Origin of the sequence: Noviherbaspirillum aridicola, from assembly GCF_019656455.1 — a bacterium.
In the GTDB taxonomy this organism is placed as follows: Bacteria; Pseudomonadota; Gammaproteobacteria; order Burkholderiales; family Burkholderiaceae_D; genus Noviherbaspirillum; species Noviherbaspirillum aridicola.
In genome coordinates, this window is the sequence record NZ_BPMK01000020.1 from 17,054 (window position 1) to 37,755 (window position 20,702).

General features: G+C 68.9%; 18 protein-coding genes. 9 read left to right on the top strand and 9 right to left on the bottom strand.

Features of this window, described 5'->3' with window-relative positions; all coding sequences use genetic code 11:
- Positions 1 to 126: 126 nt before the first annotated feature.
- Together NCCP691_RS18990 and NCCP691_RS18995 are read left to right on the top strand one after the other, a co-directional pair.
- Positions 127 to 1,035: an EAL and HDOD domain-containing protein gene (locus NCCP691_RS18990; RefSeq protein WP_220810143.1), complete on the top strand. Its 909-nt coding sequence runs from the start codon at positions 127 to 129 to the stop codon at positions 1,033 to 1,035.
- Positions 1,028 to 3,172, top strand: a complete 2,145-nt coding sequence (locus NCCP691_RS18995; RefSeq protein WP_220810144.1) for a putative bifunctional diguanylate cyclase/phosphodiesterase — start codon at positions 1,028 to 1,030, stop codon at positions 3,170 to 3,172. Before NCCP691_RS18990 ends, NCCP691_RS18995 begins: the two co-directional genes overlap by 8 nt.
- Here the strand turns inward: NCCP691_RS18995 and NCCP691_RS19000 are convergent, their stop codons facing one another.
- The 8 genes from NCCP691_RS19000 to NCCP691_RS19035 all read right to left on the bottom strand — a co-directional run bounded on the left by NCCP691_RS19000 (position 3,173) and on the right by NCCP691_RS19035 (position 11,372).
- Entirely contained in the window at positions 3,173 to 4,303 is a 1,131-nt protein-coding gene (locus NCCP691_RS19000; RefSeq protein WP_220810145.1) for an alanine racemase, read from the bottom strand.
- Between the two features lie 104 nt (positions 4,304 to 4,407).
- Positions 4,408 to 4,830 carry a CheW domain-containing protein gene (locus NCCP691_RS19005; protein ID WP_220810146.1) on the bottom strand — a complete coding sequence of 141 codons (423 nt, stop codon included), beginning with the start codon at positions 4,828 to 4,830 and terminating at the stop codon, positions 4,408 to 4,410.
- A 67-nt stretch (positions 4,831 to 4,897) separates the two neighbouring features.
- Positions 4,898 to 6,520 carry a hypothetical protein gene (locus tag NCCP691_RS19010; protein WP_220810147.1) on the bottom strand — a complete coding sequence of 541 codons (1,623 nt, stop codon included), beginning with the start codon at positions 6,518 to 6,520 and terminating at the stop codon, positions 4,898 to 4,900.
- A gap of 37 nt (positions 6,521 to 6,557) precedes the next feature.
- Positions 6,558 to 7,964: a glycosyltransferase family 2 protein gene (locus tag NCCP691_RS19015; protein ID WP_220810148.1), complete on the bottom strand. Its 1,407-nt coding sequence runs from the start codon at positions 7,962 to 7,964 to the stop codon at positions 6,558 to 6,560.
- Positions 7,961 to 9,016: a HEAT repeat domain-containing protein gene (locus NCCP691_RS19020; protein ID WP_220810149.1), complete on the bottom strand. Its 1,056-nt coding sequence runs from the start codon at positions 9,014 to 9,016 to the stop codon at positions 7,961 to 7,963. The genes NCCP691_RS19015 and NCCP691_RS19020 overlap by 4 nt, the downstream gene beginning before the upstream one ends.
- On the bottom strand, positions 8,994 to 9,734 hold the full coding sequence (locus tag NCCP691_RS19025) for a YaiO family outer membrane beta-barrel protein (RefSeq protein WP_220810150.1): 741 nt from the start codon (positions 9,732 to 9,734) through the stop codon (positions 8,994 to 8,996). Before NCCP691_RS19025 ends, NCCP691_RS19020 begins: the two co-directional genes overlap by 23 nt.
- A complete protein-coding gene (locus NCCP691_RS19030) occupies positions 9,731 to 10,126 on the bottom strand; it encodes a response regulator transcription factor (protein WP_220810151.1) in 396 nt (131 codons plus the stop codon). Before NCCP691_RS19030 ends, NCCP691_RS19025 begins: the two co-directional genes overlap by 4 nt.
- Before the next feature lie 67 nt (positions 10,127 to 10,193).
- Positions 10,194 to 11,372, bottom strand: coding sequence for a PilT/PilU family type 4a pilus ATPase (locus tag NCCP691_RS19035; protein ID WP_220810152.1), 1,179 nt, complete (start codon positions 11,370 to 11,372; stop codon positions 10,194 to 10,196).
- A gap of 276 nt (positions 11,373 to 11,648) precedes the next feature.
- Here NCCP691_RS19035 and NCCP691_RS19040 point away from each other — a divergent pair, with 276 nt between their 5' ends.
- Positions 11,649 to 12,026: an ElaB/YgaM/YqjD family protein gene (locus tag NCCP691_RS19040; RefSeq protein ID WP_220810153.1), complete on the top strand. Its 378-nt coding sequence runs from the start codon at positions 11,649 to 11,651 to the stop codon at positions 12,024 to 12,026.
- 218 nt (positions 12,027 to 12,244) lie between these two features.
- On the top strand, positions 12,245 to 12,382 hold the full coding sequence (locus tag NCCP691_RS19045; RefSeq protein ID WP_220810154.1) for an entericidin A/B family lipoprotein: 138 nt from the start codon (positions 12,245 to 12,247) through the stop codon (positions 12,380 to 12,382).
- A gap of 109 nt (positions 12,383 to 12,491) precedes the next feature.
- Here the strand turns inward: NCCP691_RS19045 and NCCP691_RS19050 are convergent, their stop codons facing one another.
- Positions 12,492 to 13,667, bottom strand: a complete 1,176-nt coding sequence (locus tag NCCP691_RS19050) for an AI-2E family transporter (protein WP_220810155.1) — start codon at positions 13,665 to 13,667, stop codon at positions 12,492 to 12,494.
- Positions 13,668 to 13,999: 332 nt separating this feature from the next.
- On the opposite strand from NCCP691_RS19050, the gene NCCP691_RS19055 reads away from it, so the two are divergent.
- The 5 genes from NCCP691_RS19055 (at position 14,000) to NCCP691_RS19075 (ending at position 20,688) form a co-directional block, all read left to right on the top strand.
- A complete protein-coding gene (locus NCCP691_RS19055; RefSeq protein WP_220810156.1) occupies positions 14,000 to 14,743 on the top strand; it encodes a C39 family peptidase in 744 nt (247 codons plus the stop codon).
- Positions 14,740 to 16,203 carry a RimK family ATP-grasp domain-containing protein gene (locus NCCP691_RS19060; protein ID WP_220810157.1) on the top strand — a complete coding sequence of 488 codons (1,464 nt, stop codon included), beginning with the start codon at positions 14,740 to 14,742 and terminating at the stop codon, positions 16,201 to 16,203. The genes NCCP691_RS19055 and NCCP691_RS19060 overlap by 4 nt, the downstream gene beginning before the upstream one ends.
- Positions 16,200 to 17,429 (top strand): carboxylate-amine ligase, encoded by a 1,230-nt coding sequence (locus NCCP691_RS19065; protein ID WP_220810158.1) that lies wholly within the window; start codon positions 16,200 to 16,202, stop codon positions 17,427 to 17,429. The genes NCCP691_RS19060 and NCCP691_RS19065 overlap by 4 nt, the downstream gene beginning before the upstream one ends.
- Before the next feature lie 143 nt (positions 17,430 to 17,572).
- Positions 17,573 to 19,870, top strand: a complete 2,298-nt coding sequence (locus tag NCCP691_RS19070; protein ID WP_220810159.1) for a hypothetical protein — start codon at positions 17,573 to 17,575, stop codon at positions 19,868 to 19,870.
- Positions 19,867 to 20,688: an N-formylglutamate amidohydrolase gene (locus NCCP691_RS19075; RefSeq protein ID WP_238482504.1), complete on the top strand. Its 822-nt coding sequence runs from the start codon at positions 19,867 to 19,869 to the stop codon at positions 20,686 to 20,688. The genes NCCP691_RS19070 and NCCP691_RS19075 overlap by 4 nt, the downstream gene beginning before the upstream one ends.
- Positions 20,689 to 20,702: the final 14 nt, after the last annotated feature.

Below are 20,702 nucleotides of genomic sequence, written 5' to 3' on the forward strand. Positions count from 1 at the left end.
CCGCAAAGTTCAGCGGCGGGTGAGCGGGCATTCGCAAAAGTCATGCTTGCGCCGCAAGCATGAAGAGTTTCTTGAAATCAACGTTTCTCGGTTAGTATTGTCGGCTTCACAGCAAGACATTCCGACATGGACGACCAAGCTCCCCTGCTGGCGATCGCGCTGCTGGCCGATCGCAACAAGCGGCCCGGCGCCCTGCTGCTGCGCGCGGCCGGCGCAGTGCCTGCCGACGATGCGGCGCTGGCGGCGCTCGCACGGACCGCACCGGTTTTTCTGCCGGCCGGCGGCGACCCGGTCGACGCGCTCCTGCAGGCCGGCTGCCGCGTGCTGCCCGCGGAAGGATGGCTGGCGGGCGACTGGTACATGGCGCCCCCGGGGAAACCGAACCAGCGCCAGCTGGCGTCGCGCGCGCTGGCGCTGCAACTGGCGCAGCTGGTGGCCGCCGACGCGGACAATCACGAGATCGAAGCGCTGCTGCGGCGCGATCCGGCGCTGTCCTATCACCTGCTCAGGCTGGTGAACTCGCTCGGCATGGGGCTGAGCAAGAAGATCACGAGCTTCGCGCAGGCGATCCTGATCCTCGGCCGCAATCAGCTGCGGCGCTGGCTCAACCTGATGCTGTTTTCCTCGCGCGAGGGAGACGAGCGCGGACCCATGCTGATGGCCCGGGCCGCATCGCGCGCGCGGCTGATGGAGCTGCTGGCGCGCGAGTGCGGCATGGACAAGACCGGCCAGGAACTGGCCTTCATGGCCGGCATGTTCTCGCTGCTGGGCGTGCTGTTCGGGATGCCGCTGGAAGAGGTGCTCGCGCCGCTCCGGCTGGACCCGGCGCTGTCGGCGGCGGTGCTGCGGCACGAGGGCGATGCGGGGAGCCTGCTGCGGATCGCGGAGCTGGCGGAAGCGGCCGACTTCGCCGCCCTGCCGGCACTGCTGTCGGCGATGCCCCTGCGGCACGAGGATTTCAATGCATCGCTGCTGCAGGCGCATGCATGGGCAATGGATGTGGTGCGCGATGAGGCGGGAGCAGGCCATGGATGAGTCGACCCTGCGGCGATGGCTGGACCTGTGCCGGCAGGCCAGGCGGGAAGGCGGCGCGGCGCGGGCGGATGCGCTGGCAAGGCTGGAGGCGGAACTGGCCGAGGCCGAGGCCCATGCGCAGGGCGACGCCCCCGACGGGGACGCCGATGGCCCGGTCATCGTGATGGACCTGGCCGGCTATATCACGGCCTGGAACGAGGGCGCGGAACGCCTGTTCGGCTACGAGGCCGCCGAGGCGATCGGCCAGCACGTGCTGTTTCTCTATGCCGACGACGACGGCGAGGTCGCCGAACTGTTTCTCGAACAGGGCAGTTCGCTGATGGAAGTGCGGCGCCGCAAGAAGTCGGGCGAAATCTTCTGGGCCAGCCTGGCGCTGTCGGTGGACACCGACGACAGCGGCAGCCCCGCCGCCCTGGTGGCCCGCATGTCGGAGATCACCGAGCGGCTGTCGGAGCAGGACAAGTTCCGCCTGCACGCGCGCATCATCGAGGACAGCGACCAGGGCATCCTGATCACCGACGCCGACGAGCGCATCGTCTCGGTCAATACCGCCTTCACCCGCATCACCGGCTACTCCGCTGCCGAAGCGATCGGACAGACGCCCGACATCCTGCGCTCGGGCCGCCACAGCGCCGACTTCCGCGCCGAGGTGCGCGCCGCCATGCGGGGCTCCGGGCCGTGGCAGGGCGAGATCTACGGCCGCCGCAAGAACGGCGAAATCTTCCCGCAATCGGTCACCATCAGCGTGGTGCGGGACGATCTCGGCCGCATCACGCACGCGTTTTCCATCTTCTCCGACATCAGCGTGTACAAGGAGGCCGAAGCGCGCGTGCAGCGCATGGCCAACTATGACAGCCTGACCGGCCTGCCCAACCGCACCCTGCTCACCCAGCTGGTCGGCCACGCGCTCAACGTGGCGCGGCGCAACCAGGTGCATGGCGCGCTGCTGGTGATCAGCATCCAGCGTCTGGAACAGGTGGTCGACACCCTGGGCACCGAGGTCGGCGATGAACTGGTCTGCGACATCGGCCGCCGCCTCAAGCGCCTGCTGCGCGAGGAAGATGTGCTGGCCCGCATCGACAACGGCCGGTTCGCGGTGGCGCTGCTCGACATCCAGAAGCGCGAGCATGCGGGCACCGTCGCCAGGAAGCTGCTCGGCGCGCTCGCCGCGCCGTTCTCTATCGGCCTGCATGACCTGCGCGTCGATGCGGTGGCCGGCATCTCGGTGTACCCGGAAGACGCGCTCGACGCCGCCTCGCTGCTGCGCTTCGCCGACACCGCGGCGGGGCGCGCGCGCCAGGAGGGCGACGGCGGCTACCTGTTCTTCAGCGCCGAGATGAACCGGCGCGCCAAGGAACATCTGCGCATGGAAAGCGAGTTGCGGCGCGGCCTCGCGCAGGGCCAGCTGCTGCTGCACTACCAGCCCAAGGCCAGTCTGCGCAGCGGCCGCATCGTGGGCGCCGAGGCGCTGCTGCGCTGGCGCCATCCGCTGCATGGCATGGTGCCGCCCGGCCAGTTCATTCCGCTGGCCGAAGAGACCGGCCTGATCCTCGACATCGGCGCCTGGGTGCTGGAAGAAGCCTGCCGCCAGATCGCCCACTGGCAGGAACGCGGCCTGAAGGTGCCGCCGATCGCGATCAACCTGTCCTCGCGCCAGTTCGACCATCATCTGCCGATGCGGGTGCAGGCGGTGCTGGACCAGTACGGACTCGGACCGGAGCGCATCCGGCTCGAAATCACCGAGACCCTGCTGGTGCGCGGTCCCGAGCAGGTGATTCCGATCATGAACGAACTCGCGGCGATGGGCGTGGGACTGGCGCTGGACGACTTCGGCACCGGCTATTCCAGCCTCGCCTATCTGAAGAAATTCCCGATCAGCACGCTCAAGATCGACCGGACCTTCGTGGTCGGCCTGCCCGGCGAGCAGAACGACTGCGCGATCGCGCGCGCGATCGTGACCATGGCCCAGCAGCTGCGCCAGGAGATCGTGGCCGAGGGCGTGGAGACGGCGGAGCAGATGGCCTTCCTGCGCGGCCTCGGCTGCGATCAGCTGCAGGGCTACCTGTTCAGCCCGCCGGTGGCCGCCGATGCCTTCGCGCAGATGGTGATCGAGGACAAGCGGCTCGCGCTCGGCTGATCACCAGCCGCCGGTCTTGTCCCAGCTGTCGATGCCGCCATCGCGGGGCACGAGGTACTGGCGGTAGGGCGCGACCGTCATGCAGGCGTGGTTGGGAAGGATGCGTACCCGGGCGCCGATCGGCAGGCTGTCGAAGGGCGGGCTGCCGCGCGACGCTTTCACGAAACCATGCTCCTGGTGCACGTCGGCCACGTACAGGCCGTCGATCGGCCTCCCCTGTTCGTCGCATACCAGACCATAGCCGATGCCGGCGTCGTATTCATTGGCGCTGATGTCCTTGGACAGCGCGAGCGCGCCGGCGTCGATCAGCAGATGGCCGGGCTGATGGCCGATCACGGTGGCCAGCACGCTGACCGCGATGTCCTCGGGCGAACAGACGCCAAGCCGTGCCTGCGACAGGTCGAAGAACATGTAGACGCCGGGGCGGATCTCGGTGATGCCGTCGAGCGGAATGTCGGTCAGCGCCGTCGGCGTCGAGCCGATGCTCACCACGGGCACGTCGAAACCCGCCTGCCGCAGACGGGCGGCGGCGAGCAGCGCGCAGTCGCGTTCCTGCAGCGCGATTTCTCGCCGTGCGGCATCGCCCTGCGCGTGATAGGAATGGCCGGCATGGGTGAGCACGCCTTCGAGCTGCAGGGCGGGGGCGGCATCGATGGCGCGCGCGATGTCGAGCAGCGCGGCGGCGTCCGGCGCCACCCCGGCGCGATGCCCGCCCGAATCGATCTCGATCAGGACCCGCAGCCTGCCGCCGCGCCCCGCGTCATGCCCGGCGATGCCCTGCACCGCGGCCACCGAATCGGCGATCACCTGTATGCGGGCGCCGCGCATCGCCAGCGCTTCGATCGCGGGCAGCCGGGCCGGCACGATGCCTACGGCATAGGTCAGATCGGCGAAGCCGGCGGCGAAAAAGTATTCCAGCTCGGCGACGGTGGAGACGGTGATGCCGCCGAACTGGCCGGCGGTGGCGAGCGCCGCCACCCGGGCCGATTTCGCGGTCTTCATGTGCGGGCGCAGGCGCACGCCGGCCGCCGCTGCGCGCTCGGCCATGCGCGCGCAATTGGCGCGCAGGCGTTGCTCGTCGAGCAGGATGGCGGGCGTGGAAACGGAAGCGAAGGAAGGCGAAGCGTGCATGACGGAACGGTGCGATGTCGGAAAGGCATGCTAGCACGCGGCTCATGCCTGTGCACCGGCGGCGACGCTGCGCCGCGATGGCGCGCGCAGGCCAGTTTGGTGCGTCAGGCCAGGGGCGCGGGCGGCGCCAGTTTCTCGACGGCCAGCAGCACCATGCTGTGCTGCCCCGGCTCGGCGACGCCGACCAGACTGTCCTGCAGCGCGTGCTGCCCACCCGGCAGCAAGGCGCCGATATCGTCCACCAGGATCGCCATGATCCTGCCTTCCAGCCGCGCGATCACCATGGCCGGCGAGGCCATCGGCGCGGCGCCATCCAGGCGCAGGCGCATGTCGATCAGGGGCACCTTCATGCCGTGCAGGCGGGGCAGGCCCACGCTCACCGCCTTGAAGCCCCTGATGCGCTGGCCTTCGCCGGCGTCATAGCCGGGCTGCCGGCCTGCCGGAGAAAACGCCAGCACGTCGCCGGCGGTCATGCCGGAAGCGCCGGCGCCTGTGGTATCTCTTGCCGCGCCGCTCGTCGTCTTCATGGCCTGTCCGCGATGTTCGTCATGCACGGCGGTCAGCAACTATCGTGCCCAGCAGCGAGGTAGTTCGCTACTTCAGCTCGTGCAGCGCGATGCCGCCGAAGGAAGTCCACGCCGACAGTTCCCCTTCCAGCTCCGGCAGCATGCGCAGCAGGCGGCCCGGGTCGCCGTGGAAAGTGGTGGCCGAACCGTCGAGTATCCGCGACGACACCCGCCGGTATGCGATGCCGCCGGGGTTGGGCCGGGGCGCGGTCAGCAGCAGCAGCACCGGCGTGCGCTCGAAGTCGAGCAGCCACAATTCCCCCGATCCGGCGCGCGTGAAGCGATGCTGGCGCTCAGGCGCCACCGGCCCCGCCTCGAGCGCGATGCGCACCCGGCGCCCGTGACGCACGCCCCAGTCGAGGAAGGGTTGCGCCAGCGCCAGGATTTCTTCCCGGCGCGTGCGGTAATCCATCACGGTGAGGCCGGAGGCGAGCGGCGCCAGACCCTGCAGCAGCGCCTGCTTGTCGGCCCACCAGAAAGGCATCACGAATTCCAGCGGCAGGCCGCCGGCGGCCTCGTGCAGCGCGCGGGCCAGTTCCAGGTAGCGCCGGTCCCAGGCCTGCGCGTCAAGCTCATAGCCCGGCAACAGGTAGTGCTCGACATCGAACTGCGCGCCCTGCAGGCGGGCCGCCGCCTCGACCGACCGGTTGTAGTCGGCATAGGCGCGCACCCGCGCGGCGCTCGGCGCATGCTCCTGCGGCAACACCATCTGCGCATCGCCGTCGACGCTCCATACCGACAGGCCGAGCGCGCCGGCGCGGCGGATGAAGGCCGCCAGCGCCTGCGGATCGTCCACCCTGCCCTCGCGCACCGGCACCGAGACGAACAGCGTCCTGAGCGCGTGCCGTTGCGCATGCGCGAACACTTCCTGCGGACGCTCGCGCCAGGCGCGCGCATCCCATACCCATGCGGAACGGCCGGCGACGTCGCCGGCGCGCGGCATCACGCGCAGTGCATCGACTTGCAGGCTGGCGGCGTCCGGGGGACAGACGAGCACGAAGCCCTGCCAGGCGGCGGGATCGTAGCGGGTCGGCGGCAAGGAGATCGCATGCCGCGCCGGCGCGCCCGCGTCGAAGGCGCCGAGCGCATGCGCCTCGCCGCGCGCCGCCGCCGCTTCATCCAGCACCTGCAGCGCGAAGCGGCCGTTGCCGGATGCCTGCAGCACGATGTCCGCGCGCGCCCGCGTCGCCGCCCAGGGTCCGCGCAGAATGACGCCCGCCGGCTTGCCGCCCGCCCCGCAGTGCAGCCGCAGGCGGCCATCGGCCAGTTCCGCCTGCGCCCTTTCCTCGCTGCCGAAGGTCTGCAGGCGCAAGTGCGCCAGCAAGTCTTCGCGCAGCGGCATGGTCCGGCCGCCGGGCGGCGAATCGGACCCGGCCGCGCTCACGCTTTCGATCTCGGAGCCCTGCCCGTCGGCAGGCCCGTGCAGGAACAGCGTCTCGCCCGGATCGCCGGATGCCAGCGGCCTGAGCCCGGCAATACTTTCCAGCGGCACCGGCAGGCGCATGCTGCGGCAGCCGGCGATGCTTTCCTCGCCGCTGACGAAGACCCGGCGCGCGCCGCCGTCGGGCAGCGTGATGCGGGCTTCATGGCTGCCGGCGGCCTGCACGCCGGCGGGACAGGAGTGCAGGCTGGCTGCGTGGGACAGGTTCACGGCGAAGGCAATGAGTAAGGGAAGGCAGATGCGCATCTCAGGCCTTTCGCTGCCAGCTCGCCTTGCGCGTCATCGCGCCCCAGCTCGCTTCCTTCTGGCGCATCCAGCGCCACAGGCCGATGAGGCGCCACCAGGTGTTGAGCTGGCGATAGCCAAAATTCTCGAGCACGACGATCAGCGCCAGGCGCACGAGATGCGCGCCGCGCGGGTAGATATGGAAGGACATTTCCTCCAGCAGCAGGCCGGAGGCCGACAGCAGGATGCCGAGCCCGAGCGCGACGAACATGAACACGCAGAAAGCCTGCCACGACACGCCGCCGAAGAGGAAGGCGAAGATCATGAACAGATAGCCGCCCAGCTCCACCAGCGGCCCCAGCCATTCGAACAGCAGCATGAAGGGGAACGCGACCCAGCCGGGCGTGCCGCCGTTGCGGGAGAACAGCAGCCCCCAATTCGCGGCCATGCTCTCGGACAGACCGCGCTGCCAGCGGATGCGCTGGTTGCGCAGCGTGGCGAGGTCTTCCGGCGCCTCGGTCCAGCAGACCGGGTCGGGCACGTACTCGATGCGGTAGGGCCGGCGTTTCGCGCGCAGCACCCGGTGCATGCGCATCACGAGTTCCATGTCTTCGCCGATGGTGTTGGGCCGGTAGCCGCCAGCCTCGATCACCGTTTGCTTGCGGAACAGGCCGAAGGCGCCGGAAATGATGAGCATGCCGTTGATCACCGACCAGCCCAGCCGCCCGAACAGGAAGGCGCGCAGATACTCGACCACCTGGAACAGCGCCAGCAGGTTGGACGGCAGGCCGACCCGGGTCAGGAAGCCGCCGCGCACCTCGCAGCCGTTGGCCACCCGCACCGTGCCGCCGGCGGCGACCACGCTGCCGTCGCGCAGGAAGGGCTTGACCAGGCGCTGCAGGCTGTCGCGCTGCAGGATGGAGTCGGCGTCCACCCCGCAGAACAGCGGATAGCGCGAGGCATTGATGCCGGCATTGAGCGAATCGGCCTTGCCGCCGTTCTGCTTGTCGATCACCCGCAGGTTGGGATAGCGGGTCGAACGCCAGATGCCGTTGACGGCCGCGGTCGGAATCTGCACCCGGTAAGCTTCGGGGAACGGCAGCAGCGCGAATTCCTTTTTCAGCACGTCGAGCGTGCCATCCTTCGAGCCGTCGTTGATGACGATGATTTCCATTTCCGAATACTGCAGCTGCAGCATGGAGCGCACCGAAGCGGCGATCGTCGCCTCCTCGTTGTAGGCCGGCACCAGCAGGCTGATCGGCGGCTCCAGCCCGGAGTAGACCTGCGGCAGGTCGTCGAGGATGCTTTCCTGCGACTTGCGGCGGAGGGAGACGATGGACAGCAAGTTGAGCAGCAGGTAGCCGCCGTTGAGCAGGATGAAATAGCACAGCACGAGCCAGGTCACGAAGTCGACGATCAGCTGTCTCATTCCGCCATCCCTTTCTCGGCCATCACCTGCGCCAGCATGTCGCGCGCATAGCGGTCGCCGATGTCCTGCCGCAGCGCGCGCAGGGCGTCGCCGTTCATGAACGGCAGCGCGACCAGCGCCTGCGCGGCACGGTAGCGCACCCACCACTGCGGATCGTGCAGCAGTCCGCGCAGGCGTTCCGCGTCCTCCTGCCTGCCGATGCGGCCGAGCACCTTGGCCGCCTGCACCCTTACCCGCCAGTCCTCATGGGCGGCGTTGGCGCGCACCGCGTCCAGCAGCGCGGGCGTGGCGGCCACGCGCATCGCGTGTATCACCACTTCGGTCGACGGATGCGCGAGCAGATCGCGCGCCAGGTCGGGCGGCAGCGCGATGCGCAGCGTCTCGGCCAGCGCGAGCGCGCGCGGCAGATGCTCGCCGCCGGTCTCGCGCAGCACCGCCACCAGCGCGGGCGTGCAGGCCTCCGGCGCTTCCTGCAGGATGCCGGCGAGTTGCGGCAGCGGCCAGTCCTCGCGCCGGATCAGGCCGGCCATGGTTTCCGCGGCGGCGAAGGCGGGATCGATCTGCACCAGCGCCCACAGCGCCTTGACGGACACCGTACTGTCGCCGGAACGGGACAGCCGCAGCAGGTCGGCCGAGGCCGCGGCGGCGCGCAGGTGGCCGAGCGCGAGGATGCCGAGCAGGCGGTGCGCGCGGTTGCGCCGGCGCAGCAGGCGCAGCGCGGTCTCGTCGCAGCGCAGCCGGCAGGCCATCTGGTTGAGCGCGTCGGTGGCGCTGCCGCGCAGCGATTCATGCAGGTGTATCCACATCTTCAGGAACACCAGCCGGTCGCGGCGACGGATCGCGGGCAGGTGCGCGGGCGGCTCGCCGGCGAGCATCGCGGTCACCAGCGGCCGCCAGCGCGCGATCACCTGTTTTTCGCGCCGCTCGGCGCGGCGCAGCGAAACCCGCAGCCAGACGATCTGCGCGCCCAGCAGCAGCGTCAGCGCCAGCGCCGCCATGCCGGTCCAGAAAGCAAAGAACAGGAAGGGATCAGAAAGTGTACTGGAGGCCAAGATTGATTCCGTTCCGGCTGTAGAAGTCGCCCTGGCGGGTGCGGCCGGCGCTCCAGTTCACGGCCCAGTCGTCGCTTATCCAGTGGCGCCCGGTCAGCGCCACCGAACGCAGCGTGGTCAGCACCACCTCGCCGCCGATGCTGGCGGCCTCCTTGCCGCCGGCGAGGATCAGCGCCGCCGAGTTGCGCTCGCCGTAGTAGTAGCCGCCGCGCAGCTCGATGCCATGGGCGGTGGTGCGGAAGGCGCGCGCAGGACGCCAGCCGAGCGCCCAGCTGAACGCGCCGACATAGCGCTCCAGCATCAGCAGCCCCTGGTTGACGCGCACATCGTTGTAGCGGGTGCTGCGCACGCCGCCGTGCACCAGCCAGGCGGGCGCGAATTCATATTGCAGCACGCCGCCGTAGGCATGGCGCGCCAGCACCCGGTGGGTATCGCTGACATTGGCATCGAGCGTGGCGGTCAGCCGTTCCGTCAGCGGCACCGCGTAGCCGAGCGCGAACTGGTTATCGTCCAGGCCGAATCGTTCGGTGCGCGTGGCGGCCGCGTCGAGCAGGTGACGCTTGCCGAAGGCGTGGCTCAGATGCAGGCTGCGCTCCTGCCAGTCGGGACTGTCGCTGGACAGGCGTTCCACGCCCGCGCGCAGGCCGATGCTGGTATTGCCCTGCGCCTGCACGCAGGCGGCCGCCAGCAGCGCCGCCGCGCCGAGCAGCGCCCTCATGCCCTGCCCCGCAGGAAGCGGCGGATGCGGGCCAGCAGTTCGCTGGGCTGGAAGGGCTTGACGATATAGTCGTTGGCGCCGGCATCGAGCGCCCGCACGATGTCCTGTTCCATCGTCTTGGCGGTCAGCATCACCACCGGCGTGTTCTCCCAGCCGGCGCGCGCGCGCACGATCTGCACCACCTCGAAGCCGTCGATATACGGCAGCATCACATCGAGCAGCACCAGGCACGGCGGCTGGTCGCGGCTTTCGATCAGTTCCCGCGCCTTCAGGCCGTCCGTGGCAAGAATGACCTGGTAGCCTTGGCGCTCGAGGATGAAACTGAGCACCTGGGCGATGTGATCGTCGTCTTCGACGACGAGTATCGTGGTCGCGTCGTTCTGGAGGGGCATGAATGGGAGATCGCAGCGGGGGAAAGAGCCGCTATCTTAGCCAATTCTCCCTGCGCGCGTGGCTGCGCTACTTCTGCTCTTCGCCCTCGTCCTCTTTTTCCTCGTCGAGCGCGAGGTTGAAACCGCCGCCGTCGCCCGCCTGCGCCCCGCGCGAGCCGCGCAGCTTGATCTGCAGCCGCAGCTCGTTGGCGGAGTCGGCGTTGCGGATCGCTTCGTCGTAGCCGATGTGGCCGGCGTTGTACAGATCGAACAGCGCCTGGTCGAAGGTGCGCATGCCGAGTTCCTTCGACTTGGCCATGGTCTCCTTGAGCGCGTGGAACTGGCCCTTGAGTATCTGCTCGGCGATGGTCGGCGTGTTGAGCAGGATTTCGATCGCCGCGCGGCGGCCCTTGCCGTCCTCGGTCCGCACCAGGCGCTGCGAGATGATGGCGCGCAGATTCGACGACAGATCGCCGAGCAGCTGGTGGCGCCGTTCCTCGGGGAAGAAGTTGATGATGCGGTCGATGGTCTGGTTCGCATTGTTCGCATGCAGCGTGCCGAGGCAGAGATGCCCGGTCTCGGCGAACGCGATCGCATGCTCCATGGTCTCGGTATCGCGGATCTCGCCGATCAGGATCACATCGGGCGCCTGGCGCAGCGTGTTCTTGAGCGCGTGATGCCAGGACAGCGTATCGACGCCGACCTCGCGGTGCGTGATCAGGCAGGACTTGTTCTTGTGCACATATTCGACCGGGTCTTCCACCGTGATGATGTGACCGGCCGAACTCGCATTGCGATGATCGATCATCGCCGCCAGCGTGGTCGACTTGCCCGAACCGGTGCCGCCGACGACCAGCACCAGGCCGCGCTTGGTCATGATCACATCCTTGAGCACCTCGGGCAGCTGCAGCTTTTCAAAGCTCGGGATCTCGGCCGCGATCGTGCGGATCACCATGCCGACCTGCTGCTGCTGGATGAAGACGTTGACGCGGAAGCGGCACACGCCGGGCAGCGAAATGGCGAAATTGCATTCCAGTTCCGCCTCGAATTCCCTGCGCTGCTTCTCGTTCATCAGCGATTGCGCGAGCAGCCGGGTGATGTCGCCGTTGAGCTTCTGCTGGCTCAGCGCTTTCATGCTGCCCTGGTGCTTCATGCTCGGCGGGAAATCCGCGGATATGAACAGGTCCGACCCGCCCTGCTGGAACATCGCCTTCAACAGCTGGTGCATGTAGGCCCGGGCTTCATCGGGACCGAAGTTGCTGGACATGTGACGCCTCTCCTGCAAGGAAACTCCCGGATTATGTTTCCCTACGGCAATAATGGCAAGCGCTCCTTCATTTCCGTGTGGCGCTGCTTGCAGAAATTACAGCCTCAATGCAAAAGTTCTTGCGGCGCAGCTCCGGGCCATTCCCTCATTCAATCGCATGGCAAGCCTTGCGCGGCATTTACTGCCTGGCACGGCGATTGCTGATTTCGCAAGCACACGCGGCTACAGGCCGGGCGGTGCGACGACCATGTTCAACGAATCGGCAAGGAGCGCATCATGGATTCCAGCGACACCTCCGGCAGTGCGGGCGGCGGCCAGCCCACCCACAGTACCTTCAGGGAGTTGAAGCCGGGCGGCCACAAGAGCGGTCCGGCGCTTCGCAGCGAACTGTCGAGCCTGAAGAATGACCTCGACTCGCTCGTCGAACGCTCACCCGGCCTGAGCGATGAAGAACTCGCGCAGGCCCACGCCAGGCTGATGGCGAAGTTCAGTTCCGTGCGGTCCGCCGCGCGCGGCATCGCCAGCGAGGCGACGCGGCAGATCAATCGCGGCGTCGAAACCACCACCGGCTATGTGAAGGAAAAGCCGATGCAGTCGATGGCAGTGGCCGCCGGCGCCGGCTTGCTGCTCGGGATGCTGTTCCGCCGCCGCTGAAGCGCGGCGTCCGCAAGCATTTGACGACGAACAACCAATCGAACGTCGCCGTGATGAAAGGCTCTTAACAAATGACGGGTGCCTGCATGCAAGGCCGCACGGCAAGGCGGGCAGTATCCGGCAGAAAGTGTTGCAGTGGCATGCGTGCGTTCAGCGGCGCATCCGTGCAGCGTCAGCAGAGGAAAAACGTCCCAACCGCTAATGTGAAAGGAAGAATCATGAAAAAAATCATCTCCGTCTTCAGCATCCTGGCTTTCACCCTCGGCCTCGCCGCCTGCAACACCATGTCCGGCATGGGCAAGGATATCGAGCGCGGTGGCGAGAAAATCCAGGGCTCGGCAGAAAAGAACAAGTAAGCATCGCTGCTTCGGAAAGGAAAACGGGCAGGCCGGGAGAAATCCCGGCCTGCCCTGCTTTGCGTACCCCGCACCCTGAACTTCTTGCGCGGATCGCGCGTCTTGGCGCTCAGGTCTTGCTCGGATTCTCCACCACATCCTCCACATACAGCAGCTTGACCGCGACGATGCCGGTGGCGGTGATCGGCGAGGCCAGCAGCACGCCGAGCGGACCGGCCAGCACCGCCAGCAGCAGCGTCGAGAACACCACCAGCGCGGGCGGCAGGGCCACCGCGCGCTGCTCGATCAGCGGCGACAGCAGATAGTTTTCCGCGGTCTGGATGCCGATGTAGAGCACGGCGACATAAAAGGCCAGCTCGGGATCGAGGTTGAGTGCGATCAGCATCGGCGCCCCGGCCGACAGGATCGGCCCGATGTAGGGCACGAATTCCAGCAGGCCGGTCATCACCGCCAGCGTGAAGGCGAGCGGCACCTCCAGCCACCACAGGCCGATGCCGGCCGCGATGCCGACCACCACCATGGTCACCAGGCGCCCGAGCAGCCAGGCGCGCAGCACGCGCCCGATCTCATCCATCACTTCATACGCGCGCGGCCTCGCGCGGCGGGGCAGCAGATGCATCACGCCGCGCTGATACAGGCGCGGCTGCGCGGCGAGATAGATGCCGATGAAGATCACCACCACCAGGCCGCCGACCGCCGAGCCGATCGAGGTGATCAGGCCGGAAGCGCGGCCGAGCAGCTGGCTGTCCAGCCGCAGGTTCGCCAGTTCCGCGAGCAGCGGCTGCAGCGGGCGCGCCCAGCGGTAGTTGCCCATCCACTCTTCGGCGCGCTCCATCGCCTGCGGCAGGGTTTCGATCAGCTGGCCGATCTGCTCGGCCATCGGCCGCGCGAACAGGCTCACCAGGATGAACACCATCAGCGCCAGCGTTGCGATCGTGGCGCCGAGCGCGACGCCCGGCCGCACGCCGGTCACGCGCGACAGCCAGTTGGTCGGCGCGCGCAGCAGCACGGCCATCAGGATGCCGGCGAACAGGACCAGGAACACGTCGCTCGCATACCAGAACATGGTCAGCGTCAGGCCGGTGAACAGGAACAGCCCGGTCACCAGCAGCGTGCGCCGGAGGAAGCGGCTGTCGCTCAGTTCCTGCGCCGCCGCGACCGTCGCGGCGGCTTCGCTGGCGGCCGCCTGCGCGGGATCGGCGAGACGCTGCGTCTGCTCGGCCTGCGCCGCCATGTGCTCGGGCGCCGGCACCGGCGCGGACGGGAAGTCGGTATTGGCGTTCATGTCAGCGGGTCCGGCGCCGGCGCAGGCAAGGCTGGCCCGGGCGCCCGGCGCGGTCGGTTGTTCTTGTCATGCTGGCGTAAGAGATGGGGATGCGCGCACCGAATGATGCGCCGTGTCTGGTGCAGTATCCGTGCCCGGCCGCGCGCCCGCTTTGCCTTGCATCACATCATGGCGCGGTCGCGCTGCTTGCACGCCACGGCAAGTTTTACACGAGCCGCACGCGGCGCGCGCGCGGCGCCCGTGCGGCGGGCACTGGCACCGAAAATGCTCATAGCATGGCGCGAGGCGCGCCCGGCGCCGCCCATGTCGTTGCTTTCCGTTCATCCGATGCCATGTCCGCACACAAGACACGCCTGGAACTGCCGTTCAGGATACTGCCGCAACCTGACGAAACCACCTGCGGCCCGACCTGCCTGCACTCCGTGTACCGTTACTGGGGCGGCGACGAGTCGCTGCGCGACATCATCGGCCGCACCGGGCGGCTCGAGCATGGCGGCACCTTCGCGGTGTTCCTCGCCTGCGACGCGCTGCGCCGGGGCTACCATGCCACCATCTATACCTACAACCTGACGGTGTTCGATCCGACCTGGTTCACGCAGCGCGGATTCGACATCGGGCTGCGGCTGCGGCAGCAGGCCGAGGTCAAGGACGATCCGCGGCTGCGGCACGCGACGGAAGGCTATCTGGAATTCCTCAGGCTCGGCGGCCGCCTCAGGCTGCTCGACCTGTCGCGCTATCTGATCCGCGGCATCCTGCGCCGCAGGCTGCCGATCATCACCGGGCTCAGCTCCACCTATCTGTACCGGGTGGCGCGCGAGTACGGCCCCGACGACAGGCCGGACGACGTGCGCGGCAAGCCGTCGGGGCATTTCGTGGTGATCGCCGGCTACGACAGCGAGCGCCGCGAGGTGCTGGTGGTCGACCCCTATCAACAGAATCCGTATGCGGAAAGCCAGGCGTACTGGCTCAGCGTGGACCGCGTGGTCAATGCCGTACTGCTGGGCATCGTCACCCACGATGCCAACCTGCTCGTGATTTATCCGCGGCGGCGCGCGCCGCGGGAGAAGGCGCCATGAACGTCTTCTTCGTCGTCAGCGACCCGGGCGACTGGCCGGCCGACATGACGGGCGTGACCGTCATTTCCGACCGCAGCTATCTGCTCGATCCGGCCTGCGGCGATACCGCCACGGCACGCGTCATCAATCTCTGCCGCAGCTATGCATACCAGACCGCCGGCTACTATGTGAGCCTGCTGGCGGAAGCGCGCGGCCATCATCCGGTGCCGGGCGTCGGCGTGATGAAGGATCTGCATTCGGCCTCGCTGCTGCAGGAAGTCGGCGAGAAACTCGGCACCCTGCCGGACTGCTCCTTCGCCCTGACGCGGGAAGACGTGGTCGACCTGGACATCTACTTCGGCCGCGACGCGCACGGCGCCCATCCGCATCTGTGCGCCCGCCTGTTCGACCTGCTGCAGTCGCCGGTGCTGCATGCCCGCTTCGAACGCGGCAGCAGCCACTGGCTGCTGTGCCGCATCGAGGCGGGCAGCGTGTGCGCCTTGCCGGAGGCGCACCGCGCGATCGCCCTGCAGGCGGCGGCGGACTACCTGAAGGAGCATCGCATACGGGGCAGCGCGCCGGCGGCGCGCAAGCCGACGATCGCCATCCTGCACGACCCGGGCGACAGCGAGACGCCGTCCAACCAGGAAGCGCTGCGCAAGTTCCGCGAGGCGGCCGAACTGGTCGGCATGGACACCGAACTCGTCACCCGGCGCGACGCGCGGCGCGTGACGGAGTACGACGGCCTCTTCATCCGCGCCACCACCAACGTGGACCATTACACCTATCAGCTGTCGCGGCAGGCGACCGAGGCCGGCATGGTGGTGATCGACGATCCGGACTCCATCCTCCGCTGCACCAACAAGATCTACCTGAACGAACTGCTCGGCCGCCACCGCGTTCCCACGCCCAGGACCCTGGTGGTCCACCGCGGCAACATCGACCACATCGTGCCGGCGCTCGGCCTGCCCTGCATCCTGAAGCAACCCGACGGCGCCTTCTCGCTCGGCGTGGTCAAGGTGGAAAACGAACAGGACCTGCCGGGCAAGGTGGAAGACATGCTGCGCAGTTCCGAACTCGTGCTGGCGCAGGAATTCCTGCCCACCGAATACGACTGGCGCGTCGGCGTGCTCGACCGCCGGCCGCTGTTCGTGTGCAAGTACTTCATGGCGCCCGGCCACTGGCAGATCATCAAGCATGAACCGCAGCAGGTCTGCGAGGGCCGCACCGAAGCGCTGTCGATCGGCGAGGCGCCGGACGAGGTGGTGAGCACGGCCCTGCAGGCGGCCAACCTGATCGGCGACGGCTTCTATGGCGTCGACCTCAAGCAGGTCGGCGGCCAGGTGGTGGTCATCGAGATCAACGACAATCCGAACGTCGACGCCGGCAACGAAGACGCGGTGCTGTCTGACGCCCTGTACCGGGAAGTCATGGGCGTGTTCCGCAAGCGCATCGAGACCGGCAGGGGGAGCAGCGCATGAAGGAGGACGACAAACCGTTGCCCGCGTTCGCCGGCGTGGGCATCGAACTGGAATACATGATCGTCGATCGCGAGACGCTGGCGGTGCGGCCGCTCGCCGACCGCCTGCTCGACCGGGAAGGCACGGGCGGGCCGGCCGGCGGCGCGCTCGGCTGGTCCAACGAGCTGGTGCTGCATGTGATCGAGGTCAAGAACCTGCGGCCCGCCGCCTCGCTCGACACCCTTCCCGCCGCCTTCCAGCGCGAGGTGGACGAGATCAACGCGCGGCTGGCTCCGCTCGGCGCCTGCCTGATGCCCGGCGCCATGCATCCCCGCATGGATCCGCGCGTCGAGACCGTGCTCTGGCCGCACGGCAATGAAGCGATCTACCGCGCCTACGACCGCATCTTCGACAGCCGCAGTCACGGCTGGGCCAATCTGCAAAGCATGCATGTCAATCTGCCGTTCGCCGACGATGCGCAGTTCGCGCGGCTGCATGCGGCGATTCGCCTGGTGCTGCCCATCCTGCCCGCGCTCGCCGCCAGCTCGCCGCTGGCCGAGGGCCGCCTCACCGGCTGGGCCGACTACCGCATGCGCGTGTATTGCGACAACGCGGACGACATTCCCTGCATCGCCGGGCTGGTGGTGCCGGAAACCGTCGCCAGCCGGAATGAATACGAAGCCGCCATCCTGGCGCCAATGTACGACGCGATCGCGCCGCACGATCCGGAGGGCGTGCTGCGGCATGAATGGCTGAATTCCCGCGGCGCGATCGCGCGCTTTTCCCGCAACGCCATCGAGATCCGCGTGATCGATACCCAGGAATGTCCGCAGGCCGACCTCGCGGTGGCAGCCGCCTGCTGCCACGCCGTGCGCGCGCTTTACGAAGCCGGCGAACACCAGCTCGCGCGCCAGCAGGACATTCCGACCGGGGCGCTGGCCGCCATGCTTCAGGATTGCATGCGCGACGCTGATCAGGCGCACATCGACAATGCGCTGTATCTCTCCCTGCTCGGTTACCCGCGGGCGCAGTGCAGCGCCGGGGAGTTGTGGCGCCATCTCGCCGGCCCGCTGCTCGACGACGGCGGCCCCTGGGCGCAGGCGCTGCGCGTGCAGCTGGAGCACGGACCGCTCGCCCGCCGGCTGCTGCAGCGTCTCGGGCCGGCCCCGGATGCCGCGCGCATCGACGGGGTGTACCGGTCCCTGTGCGACTGTCTGCGTACGGGAAGCCTGTTCCTGCCGTGCTAGCGCGACCGTTTCCTCGCCCGCCGCAGCATGCGCGGCCCGCGTGTCACCCTGCACGGAACCGGACGGCCCCGGCACCCACTCATCGCGCACCGGCGTCCGGCCGGCCCGCCCTGCGAAGGCCGCCCTCTTTTCCGTTCATCCCCATGCGATCCCTGATCACATCCTGCTTCGGCCTGTGCGGCGGACGGCCGCGTCCCGCTCCCGCCGAACCGTCGCCTCCCGCCGTCCCCATGCAACCCGTGGCGGCGCCGGCGAGCTTGCCGCCGCGCACCGGGAGTCCGCCGCCGGCGCGGGCGGGCGAAGCGAGACTGCAACGGCAACTGCTGCAGGAAATGTCCGTCCGCCGCCAGCCGCCCCATGCCTTGCCGCCCTCGCACGCGCTGCATCACGCCGCCGCGCCCGCCGGCGCCAGAACCGCGAACCTGCTCGACATTCTCGACTCCAGAGCTTTCAAGGAAGTGCCGCTGCGCCGCATCAACGCCAGGGTGGCCTGGTTCAACCGGCACCTGCTGCAGGAGATCGAGCCCGACGTCGACTGGAGCGACGCCGTGCTCACACCCGGGCTTGAGAACGCGATCGTCGAACGCTGCGGCTACGTGGTCGATGAAGACCTGCTGTTCAATGGGCGCGCCGGGCCGCCGGCGGCGTTCGGCCGCGCGGACCGCTACCGGGTGGCCAACGACGACACCCGGGGCGCGGGCCGCGCGGTTTTTCTGCCCGGCGGCGAGTACAGCAAGGGGGCGGGACGAACCGGCCTCGGCCCGACCGGCCACACCCACGGGGACGGCCGGGCCGACCTGGAAGAAGCGCTGGTCGAAGCCGCCGCCGGCGAAGCATTCGCCGACATCGCGGGCGGCATGAGCACGCGGGTGCTGGCGGTCCTCGTGCCGCGCGAAGACTGGCGGCGGGACGACGCCGAACGCTCGCGCTCGGAGGGCGCGCTGATCATCCGCGTCGGCATGCCGCCGCGGCCCGCGCACTTCGTCTCCGAAGCCTGGGGCGGCAAGCCGCGGCGCTATGACGAAGGGGCGATGGAACGCGCGATGCAGCGCATGTTCGGCGACGGCCCCGGGGCGATGCGAGAACGCATCGTCGGTTCGCACGCGGTGCTGGCCGCGAGGATGCGCCGGCATGGCCTGCTGCACGGCACGCTGGACGAATCCAACATGGGGCTGGCCGGGACCGCGCTCGACTTCGGCACCTTCACCGCGCAGCCGCGCGGCGCGCCGCTGTTCACCTGGTCGCTCCCGGCGCTCGTCCGGCATGCCAGGCACAACATCTGGCTGGTCGATGCGCGCATCTTCGGCAGCGAACACCGGGCCGTCTCCGAAATCGTCGCGAAGCCGCTGCGTCTGCAACGGGAGTGGGCCGCCGCATGGCGCGAGGCCAAGGATGTCGTCACCCTGGCGGCCCTCGGGCTGCCCGAGGCGACGGCCAGGCAGGTGCTGAACGAGCAGCCCGAGGCCGCCCGCCCGCTGGCCAAGCACCTGCGCCGCATCGGCCGCTATTTCCGCGGCGGGCAGGCATGGAACGCGCGGGAGAAATGGGACGAGGCGACCGGCGCCGCCGTGGCGGACCCGTTCCGGCTGTTTCGCGAGCTGGCGGAGACGGCGTTCGACACTACCGACGGATCGCGGCGGGTGCTGACCGAGGAAGGGCTCTTCGCGCTGCTCGACTTCCGTCCCCCGCCGGCAGGCCAGGCGGCGGTCAGCACGGGCTGGCGAGCCCGGGCGGCGGTCAGCAAGTATGCGGTGGCCAGCGCGGATGAGGCCCGTCAGCGCGTGAATGAAAACCTGCGCCACGTCGTCCGGCATTATGCGAACGTGATCGAGACGGCGGCGGAAGCGGGCGTGCGGGCGGGACGATGGCCGGACCGGGGTGCCTTCCTGCGCTGCATCACGGCGCGCGCCGCCTTCGAGAATCGTCCGCTTCACCGGCTGTTCCATCCGGCACTGCATGGGCCGGCCGCGTCCGGGCGCGATCCGATGCGGGGCGCCGACTCACCGCTCGAACTGGCCATCGCGCGCAGCCGGCGCAATGTCGACCGCATGCTCTACCGCACGCCGGTGGCGGCGGCAGCCGCACCCGGCAGCTGGCGCCTGCAGATGCGCAAGCTCGGCGGCGCCCTCTTTTATCTCGAGGCCGACCTGAGCGGCGAACGGCACCTGTGCGTCGAGATTCCGGTGCACCTGCTCGATGAGGATGCGCGCGCGGCCTTTCTCGACGAAGCTTCGGCGGATCACGGGGTGCTCAGGCTTACGCGCGAGGTGGCGCCCTACGAGTACAGGGAAGTCGCCGACGATTTCGATCGCGACGGCGTGACGCCCCTGCCCCGCGCCGCGCGCAGCCGCTACGCCTTCGCGGTGCCGGACGGCCACGAGCTGGCGCGAATCACCGCTGCCGCGCGTGGCGATTCCATGCAAGGCGCGGCGCCGGCATGATGGCGGCCAGTAAGGTGGCCAGTAAGGCGGCCAGTACGCCGACCGTCGCCATCCTCGTCAGCTGCGAGCATGGCGGCAACCGCATTCCCTCGCGGTACCGGGAGCTGTTCCTGGCCCACCAGGCGCTGCTGCGCACGCACCGGGGCGCCGACTTCGGCGCGCTGCGCGTGGCGCGCGAGATGGCGGCGGCCCTCGACGCCCCGCTCCTGGCGTCCACCGTCAGCCGGCTGCTGGTCGACCTGAACCGCTCGCTCCACCATCCCGGCCTGTGGTCGCAAGCCTCGCGCGCCGCGGCGCCCGAGGTGCGCAAGGAAATCCTGCACCGCTACTACCTTCCCTATCGCGCGAAGCTCGAGTCGCTGGCCGGGCAGAAGATCGCCGCCGGGCGGCGCGTCATCCACGTCTCCTGCCACAGTTTCACCCCGCAGCTGAACGGCGTGGTGCGCAACGCCGACATCGGCCTGCTGTACGACCCCTCGCGCGAACCGGAGGCGCAGCTCTGCCGGCGCTGGCGGCAAAGCCTGGCGGGCCATGCGCCGGGGATGCGGGTAAGAATGAACTACCCCTACGCCGGCACGGCGGATGGTTTCACCACCTATCTCCGCCAGCGCTTCGGCCCCGCGCATTACCTCGGCATCGAACTCGAAATCAATCAGCGGCATGTGCTGGCGGGCGGGCCGCCGTGGCGGGCGCTGCGCGCGGCCGTGATCGCGGCGCTGCGCGAGTCGACGGCAGGCTTCGCGGCGGAATTCGCGGCGGCGTCGGCCGCAGAGTCGCTACAATGGCCGCCTTCTCCTCCCGCCCCCGGCCACGCATGATCCGACATGACCGC

Coding starts and splice junctions, on each gene's coding strand:
- NCCP691_RS19075 (WP_238482504.1), top strand. CDS start 19,867: ATGATGGCGGCCAGTAAGGTGGCCAGTAAGGCGGCCAGTACGCCGACC.
- NCCP691_RS19055 (WP_220810156.1), top strand. CDS start 14,000: ATGTCCGCACACAAGACACGCCTGGAACTGCCGTTCAGGATACTGCCG.
- NCCP691_RS19060 (WP_220810157.1), top strand. CDS start 14,740: ATGAACGTCTTCTTCGTCGTCAGCGACCCGGGCGACTGGCCGGCCGAC.
- NCCP691_RS19065 (WP_220810158.1), top strand. CDS start 16,200: ATGAAGGAGGACGACAAACCGTTGCCCGCGTTCGCCGGCGTGGGCATC.
- NCCP691_RS19040 (WP_220810153.1), top strand. CDS start 11,649: ATGGATTCCAGCGACACCTCCGGCAGTGCGGGCGGCGGCCAGCCCACC.
- NCCP691_RS19030 (WP_220810151.1), bottom strand. CDS start 10,126: ATGCCCCTCCAGAACGACGCGACCACGATACTCGTCGTCGAAGACGAC.
- NCCP691_RS19035 (WP_220810152.1), bottom strand. CDS start 11,372: ATGTCCAGCAACTTCGGTCCCGATGAAGCCCGGGCCTACATGCACCAG.
- NCCP691_RS18990 (WP_220810143.1), top strand. CDS start 127: ATGGACGACCAAGCTCCCCTGCTGGCGATCGCGCTGCTGGCCGATCGC.
- NCCP691_RS19000 (WP_220810145.1), bottom strand. CDS start 4,303: ATGCACGCTTCGCCTTCCTTCGCTTCCGTTTCCACGCCCGCCATCCTG.
- NCCP691_RS19015 (WP_220810148.1), bottom strand. CDS start 7,964: ATGAGACAGCTGATCGTCGACTTCGTGACCTGGCTCGTGCTGTGCTAT.
- NCCP691_RS19005 (WP_220810146.1), bottom strand. CDS start 4,830: ATGAAGACGACGAGCGGCGCGGCAAGAGATACCACAGGCGCCGGCGCT.
- NCCP691_RS19045 (WP_220810154.1), top strand. CDS start 12,245: ATGAAAAAAATCATCTCCGTCTTCAGCATCCTGGCTTTCACCCTCGGC.
- NCCP691_RS19025 (WP_220810150.1), bottom strand. CDS start 9,734: ATGAGGGCGCTGCTCGGCGCGGCGGCGCTGCTGGCGGCCGCCTGCGTG.
- NCCP691_RS19070 (WP_220810159.1), top strand. CDS start 17,573: ATGCGATCCCTGATCACATCCTGCTTCGGCCTGTGCGGCGGACGGCCG.
- NCCP691_RS18995 (WP_220810144.1), top strand. CDS start 1,028: ATGGATGAGTCGACCCTGCGGCGATGGCTGGACCTGTGCCGGCAGGCC.
- NCCP691_RS19050 (WP_220810155.1), bottom strand. CDS start 13,667: ATGAACGCCAATACCGACTTCCCGTCCGCGCCGGTGCCGGCGCCCGAG.